The organism is Sphingomonas sp. FW306-05-A (assembly GCF_058782275.1).
This window is the reverse complement of sequence record NZ_JBYSXN010000011.1, coordinates 1-1,561: the sequence shown is the minus strand read 5'-3', so window position 1 is coordinate 1,561 and position 1,561 is coordinate 1. Positions and strand designations below refer to the sequence as shown.

Sequence of the window (1,561 nt, the reverse complement as noted above, 5' to 3'; positions counted from 1 at the left end):
GGTGGAGGCTGTGTGAGAACGTCGATCTCTTATCGATGGCGTTAACGCGCGCGAGCACAGCGCTCACCTCCTCATTGCCTCGATCAACCCGGGCACGCCGACCAGCGCGATGGCGCGCTTAATGTTGTAAGCGAGTACGTGGAGGCTCATTTCGGTTGCCACGTTGTTCAGGGTGCGGGTCTTAAGGTGGCTTCGTCCCATCCAGTCCTTGATGGTACCAAAGACGTGCTCGACCGTGCGTCTGCGGACGCGCATCGCGCCCGGCATGCGGTCGAGGCGGGCCTGCATCGCCTCGATCACCTCCTCATGTTCCCACCGCTTGATGCGGCGCTCGATGCCGGCGGTGCAGTTCGCCTTGACGGCACATCGGTAGCGACAGGCAGGCGTGGCATAACCGTAAAGCGTCATGCCGTGCTCGAGGCTGGAGAAGCGCCGCGTCATCGTTTCACCGGCGGGGCAGCGATAGGTGTCGGTCTCGGGCTGGTAGACGAAGTCCTGCTTGCCCCACCGCCCGTCGGCTTTCGCGCCCGAAGTCAGCGGCTTGGGGCAGATCGCCGTAATGCCGGCAGCTTCGCACGCAAACACCTCGGGCCCGGAGAAGTAGCCGCGGTCGGCAAGCACGGTAAGCGCTGTTGCCCCCGTCGCCGCGCGCGCTTGGAGGCTCATGTTGGCCAGCGACGTGCGGTCATGACCAAGGTTGAGGACCTCGTGTGCCACCACGATGTGGCTGTTGGTATCGACCGCCGCCTGCAGGTTGTAGCCGACCAGCCCGGTGCCCGTGCCCGCCGATGCCATCGCGCGCGCATCGGGGTCGGTGAGCGAGATCTGTCGGTCGGGCGATGTCGCAACCGCCTGCTCCATTGCCTCGAGCTCGCGCATCTGTCGTCGCAGTTCGCCAAGCCGGTCGGTCAGGCGGGTGGTGCGCAACGTGGCGGCCTCGCCTTCCTGCCGGTCCGCGGTGTCGAGCATGCCTAGATAGCGCTGGATGCTGGCGTCGACCTGCTCCATCCGGCGCCGGATCGTGACCGGGGTAAAGTTACGGTCGCGCGCGTTCACCGCGCGAAAACGGCTCCCATCTACCGCGACGGTGCCGCCTGCAATGAGGCCGAGTTGCCGGCACAACAGCACGAACCGGCGACAGGCCGCCTGGATCGCAGGCCCGTGCTCCCGACGAAAGTCGGCGATCGTCTTGAAGTCCGGCGCAAGCTTGCCCGTCAGCCACATCAGTTCGACGTTGCGGCCCGCCTCGCGCTCCAGCCGTCGGCTGGACTGAACCTGGTTCAGATAGCCGTAAATGTAGAGCTTGAGCAGCGTCGCAGGATGATAGCCTGGCCGACCCGTCGCAGCGGCGTCGGCAAACCCCAGCGTCGCGAGGTCCAGTTCGTCGACGAACACATCGACGATCCGCACAGCGCTGTCTTCGGCAACGTAATCGTCCACGCAGGGCGGCAGAAAAAGCAGCTCCCGGCGGTCACACCCTTCGATGAAACGACCCATCCGACGTCTCCAGATGACGCCGACAAGCATAGCATATCAGGACGTTTTCACACAGCCTCGGTGG

Annotated in this window: 1 protein-coding gene; it reads right to left on the bottom strand. The window is 64.9% G+C overall.

The window, feature by feature from the left end; all coding sequences use genetic code 11:
- Nucleotides 1–63: 63 nt before the first annotated feature.
- Nucleotides 64–1,497: an IS1182 family transposase gene (locus AC3WJR_RS20360; protein ID WP_492727482.1), complete on the bottom strand. Its 1,434-nt coding sequence runs from the start codon at nucleotides 1,495–1,497 to the stop codon at nucleotides 64–66.
- Nucleotides 1,498–1,561 lie beyond the last annotated feature (64 nt).